Origin of the sequence: Vulcanococcus sp. DEBay_Sum22DG08_74 (genome assembly GCF_017852955.1) — a bacterium.
Classification (GTDB): domain Bacteria; phylum Cyanobacteriota; class Cyanobacteriia; order PCC-6307; family Cyanobiaceae; genus Vulcanococcus.
This window is the reverse complement of record NZ_JAFMKL010000130.1, coordinates 1-4,235: the sequence shown is the minus strand read 5'-3', so window position 1 is coordinate 4,235 and position 4,235 is coordinate 1. Positions and strand designations below refer to the sequence as shown.

Sequence of the window (4,235 nt, the reverse complement as noted above, 5' to 3'; positions counted from 1 at the left end):
GGATGGCTTGGAGCACAGCGACGTGACTTGTACCGCGCAGGCCCTTTGCTTTGCGATGCGCGGCGTAGGCCTGGAGGTTCATTGCTTACCTCACCCCCGCGTACTTGTGCGTCTGAATTGATAGGCGCCACTGGTTCTCCATGCACGCCTGAATGCAGAGCTGCGTGGCTTCATCGCCTTGGCTTACAGGCTGCAGCCACACCGGAGAGCCAGGTTCGCGATCCACCAACAAAGCCTGCAGGCTGTCGATGTCGTTCACGTTTGCGACCGGCATCTTGATCTCATCCGCCCGTGCGATCGCGCTGGGCAGTACCTCTAGGCCGCCGGCCATGCCCACCTTCGGGCTCACCGTGACCCATGCGCCGGGTGCCACGTTGATCTCATGGGTGCCGCTAGTTTCGATCTGCACCATGCCAAGGGTGATGAGCTGAGCGGTCAATATCGACAGATCCTGTGCGCACGGCTCGCCGCCGGTGATCACGAAGTGCCGGGGGGCCATGGGCTGCACAGCAACCACCACCTGCTCAGGGGTCATCTCCGCCCAGGTCGGGGCAGGGTCCACTTTCTGCAGCAGCTCAGGGATGGTGATGCGCTTGCGCTCGTGGCCACTGGGCCAGGTGTGCTTCGTGTCGCACCAACTGCAGCCAACGGGGCAACCTTGAAGCCTAATGAATGTAGCCGGAGTTCCGGTCCAGGTTGCCTCCCCTTGAATAGTGGGGAAGATTTCATTCACGCGAAGCACGGTAAGCCTCCTCATCAGTTATTGCGCCCCTGGGATCTTCCCAGGGAAAGACAATCCAGTCGGGTGAGTCGATCACCTCCACGGCGCTAAACCATGTTGGGTGCACCTTGCTGATCCACACTGCACATTTCACGCCCTCGTATTGACTCGCGGGCGCAAGCGTGCGCCCGGTTTCGTAGATGTCGTCCACCACCAGACAGCCGGGCTCGATCTCATGGAGCAGCGGCAGTTGCAGGCGGTGACTCAGGGCCACCGCTAGGCATAGGCCACCGCGAGGAAAGCCGTAGACCCCGGTGAACACCTGATACTTAAACAGGCCGGCCAGTTGATAGACAGCCTGATCAAACTCGTGCCAGGCAAGGTGTCTCATGGCCGGTAGATGGCGGAGTTAGCGCCATGCTCGCGCACTTCGACTTCTGCAACTCGGCAGCGCGGGCCGTAGCCATTGTTCTGCATCCAAGCGTTGGCTTGAGTCCAGACCAGCTCGGCAAAGCGTTCGCAGCCTACTGCTGGCAAAATTACCAGGTCGAGCAGTCCCTGCTCGTGGCCACGGTGGAACCAATCGAGCAGAGGGTCATCCTCTGCTACGACGGTCTTGTGATCGAAGGTGCTCTGCAGCCAGGCCTTCAGATCCTTCAGGCCGCCGAAGTCAACGACCCAGTTGCGCTCGTCGAGATCATCCGCCTCGAACTTCAGATGCACCGACAGGGCGTAGCCATGCAGGAACCGGCAGTGGCTGTGCGTGCTGCGCCACTGGCGGAAGCACGCGGACAGGCCAAGGTCGTGGCCCCAGGTCTTGGTGGAGATGTACGTCATTTGAGTCCGATGAGTTGAAGGAACTCGGCTTTCATGTGCGGCTTGTCGCGGAACTCACCGCGCACCACACTGGTCACCATCGAGGTCTCTGGCTCGCGCACGCCGCGCCACTTCATGCAGTAGTGCTGCGCGTCCACGATCACGATGAGACCCAGCGGCTTCACCAGCCGTTCGATCTCGTCGGCCAGGATCATCACCGCCTCTTCCTGAATGTGCGGACGGGAGAAGACCCACTCGGCCAGGCGCACGAACTTCGACAGGCCGATCACACGCTCGCTCGGCTTGATCCCCACCCAGCACCGGCCGAGGATCGGCACCAGGTGATGGCTGCATGCGCTGCGCACCGTGATCGGACCCACGGTGTAGACCTGGTCGAGCTCCTTGGCGTTCGGGAAGTCGGTCAGCCGGGGCGGCTGGTGGTATCGCCCGGCGAACACCTCCTGCAGATACATCCGCGCCACCCGCTCGGCTGTGCCCTTGGTGTTGTGGTCGTTGTCCACGTCGATCACCAAGGCGCGCAGCAAATCCTCCACCTTGGCGGCCACTTCGGACTCCATCAGGTCCAGTTCACCCGGCTCGATGAAGTCGGCCAGGTTGTCGTTGGCCAGATACGGGGCCCCAGCTGCCAGCAGTCGCTGGCGGATGGTTTCAGAGATCTTCATGCGAGGTACTCCGTAGGGTCGGGCACTCCACTGTCGCGGAACGCTTCTTTGCGCTCGGTGCAGGCGCCGCACTTGCCGCAATGCACCTCGCCGCCCTCGTAGCAGGTCCAGGTGTGCTCAAACGGCACCCCCAGCTCGCCACCGATGGCTGCGATGTCGGTCTTGGTCTTGTTCACGAAGGGGGCGATCAGTGAGAGCCTCTCCTTCCGATGGCCCACGGTGCCGGTGAGCAGCGCCTGCCCCAGCTGCTCGATAAACTCTGGCCGGCAGTCGGGGTAAATGTGGTGATCCCCTGCATGGACGCCACAGGCCAGCACGTCGGCGCCATTGCTGCAGGCCAGGCCCCAAGCGATCGACAGCATGATGGCGTTGCGGTTGGGCACCACCGTCGCTCGCATCGTCTCCTCGGCGTAGTGACCATGGGGCACCGCCACGTCATCGGTCAGGGCTGAGCCCTTGAGCAGTGGGCGGATCCCGCTGATGTCGATGACGGTGTGCTCTGCGCCGAGCAACTGGGCTTGGTACTTGGCGCGCTCCAGCTCGCGGTGGTGCCGCTGGCCGTAGTCGAAGCTGATCAGGTGGAGGTCGGTGTAAACCCTCTTAAGCCAGTGGGCCAGCGTCACGCTGTCCATCCCACCGGAGATGATGGCGACTGCTTTCATGGCTGAGGTTTTGTGAGACGGCGAAAGTGATGGTGAAGTGATTGGATCTTGGGTGCGCCAACCTCGGCCATGAATTGCTTCGTGCCGAGGTTCTTTTCGATGTCCAAGCAGGCCCGAACCATAGAGGCGCAGTTGATTTGCTCAGATGGGCTGCCTGCGCCGCGCCAGCTTGAGGCCGACGCAAGCGCCTCAACACTGAAGCCGTAGGACGTGATCACGTCCCTGATCTTGGGTCCTATTGACCTGAGGTTTTGTCGCTTGACGTAGCAAAACCTGCCCTTGCCGAGGTAAAAGCGGATCATCCCGTAGCGAGATTGGTCCCAGCCGGACGAGTCGCACATGTAGGGCTTGTAGACCTTGACAAACTCGAGGTTGGTGAAGCCCAGCCAATGGACTTTGCGGTCGCCAACGTGGCGCATGATCCCGCGCACAAAACCTCGGTTGCCCGGGGTGCCCACCAGGCCGCCGATGCCAACCACGTCGCTGGTCTTGTAGTAGTCGTTGAGCACTGATGGATCCTCACCCCTGGTGAAGATCGGCACAGGCGTGAACCCACGCTTGAGCATGGTCTTGTAGTTCCGCAGCGTCCCCTGCGGGTCGCCGATCACGTCGAGCAGGAAGTAGCGCCAGGGCTTCACCGGCAGCCCCTCGAGGAAGCGACAATAGTCGTCCAGCTCGATCGGCTTGCCAGCCTTCCACGCCGTGAACGCACCGGAGTCCAGCAAAAAACGCAGGTTTGGCCCGACCGTTTTCAAGGCGTCAAGGACCTGTGGAGTTGCGTAGGGATATGCGACCAGGATGTTAAGCCGGGGCTCCATCAGCTGATCTCCGCGCTGATCGCGTGGCTGTCGCAGTACATGCGGATCGCTTTGATCACCTCGTCCTTGTAGGTGCTGTCGAGGTTCACCACGATCTTGCCCTGGATGCCGTCCAGGTTCTCCTCGTGCTTCTCCACCGCCTCGATGTCGCCGGCCCAACCGTCCTCCGTCAGCCCCTCTAGTTCATCCGCTGACCACCCCAGCAGGCTTAGATCGAACTCCACCCCCTGCAGTGCCTCCATCTCGGCGGTGAGCATGTCCACGTCCCAGCCGGCGTTCAGCGCCAGCTTGTTGTCCGCCAGCACATAGGCCCGTTTCTGATCCGGTGTCAGGTGGTCGAGCACCACCACCGGCACCTCCTTCAGCCCCAGATCCTTCGCCGCCATCAGCCGGCCGTGGCCAGCGATGATGCCGTCCTTGCCGTCAACCAGGATCGGGTTGGTGAAGCCGAACTCCTGGATGCTCGCCGCGATCTGCGCCACCTGCTCCGGGCTATGGGTCCTTGCATTGTGTTCATAAGGCTTAAGCCGCTCTA

At 61.8% G+C, this 4,235-nt stretch carries 7 protein-coding genes; all 7 read right to left on the bottom strand.

The annotated features are described in order from the left end of the window. Window positions 1-85: 85 nt before the first annotated feature. Window positions 86-757: a 7-carboxy-7-deazaguanine synthase QueE gene (queE, locus tag QZ184_RS10465; protein WP_296416883.1), complete on the bottom strand. Its 672-nt coding sequence runs from the start codon at window positions 755-757 to the stop codon at window positions 86-88. After that, complete coding sequence (locus QZ184_RS10460; protein ID WP_296416881.1) at window positions 726-1,112, bottom strand: phosphoribosyltransferase; 387 nt, start codon at window positions 1,110-1,112, stop codon at window positions 726-728. Before QZ184_RS10460 ends, queE begins: the two co-directional genes overlap by 32 nt. Beyond that, window positions 1,109-1,558 carry a 6-carboxytetrahydropterin synthase gene (locus QZ184_RS10455; RefSeq protein ID WP_296416880.1) on the bottom strand — a complete coding sequence of 150 codons (450 nt, stop codon included), beginning with the start codon at window positions 1,556-1,558 and terminating at the stop codon, window positions 1,109-1,111. The genes QZ184_RS10460 and QZ184_RS10455 overlap by 4 nt, the downstream gene beginning before the upstream one ends. Beyond that, the gene (folE, locus tag QZ184_RS10450; protein ID WP_296416878.1) at window positions 1,555-2,220 is read right to left on the bottom strand and encodes a GTP cyclohydrolase I; all 666 of its coding nucleotides are present in this window, start codon (window positions 2,218-2,220) and stop codon (window positions 1,555-1,557) included. Before folE ends, QZ184_RS10455 begins: the two co-directional genes overlap by 4 nt. Next, complete coding sequence (gene queC / locus QZ184_RS10445) at window positions 2,217-2,882, bottom strand: 7-cyano-7-deazaguanine synthase QueC (RefSeq protein ID WP_296416876.1); 666 nt, start codon at window positions 2,880-2,882, stop codon at window positions 2,217-2,219. Before queC ends, folE begins: the two co-directional genes overlap by 4 nt. Then, window positions 2,879-3,700 carry a hypothetical protein gene (locus QZ184_RS10440; protein WP_296416874.1) on the bottom strand — a complete coding sequence of 274 codons (822 nt, stop codon included), beginning with the start codon at window positions 3,698-3,700 and terminating at the stop codon, window positions 2,879-2,881. Before QZ184_RS10440 ends, queC begins: the two co-directional genes overlap by 4 nt. Beyond that, window positions 3,700-4,235: ParB/Srx family N-terminal domain-containing protein (locus QZ184_RS10435; protein WP_296416872.1), on the bottom strand; the 536-nt coding region annotated here is incomplete at its 5' end. The genes QZ184_RS10435 and QZ184_RS10440, both read right to left, overlap by 1 nt.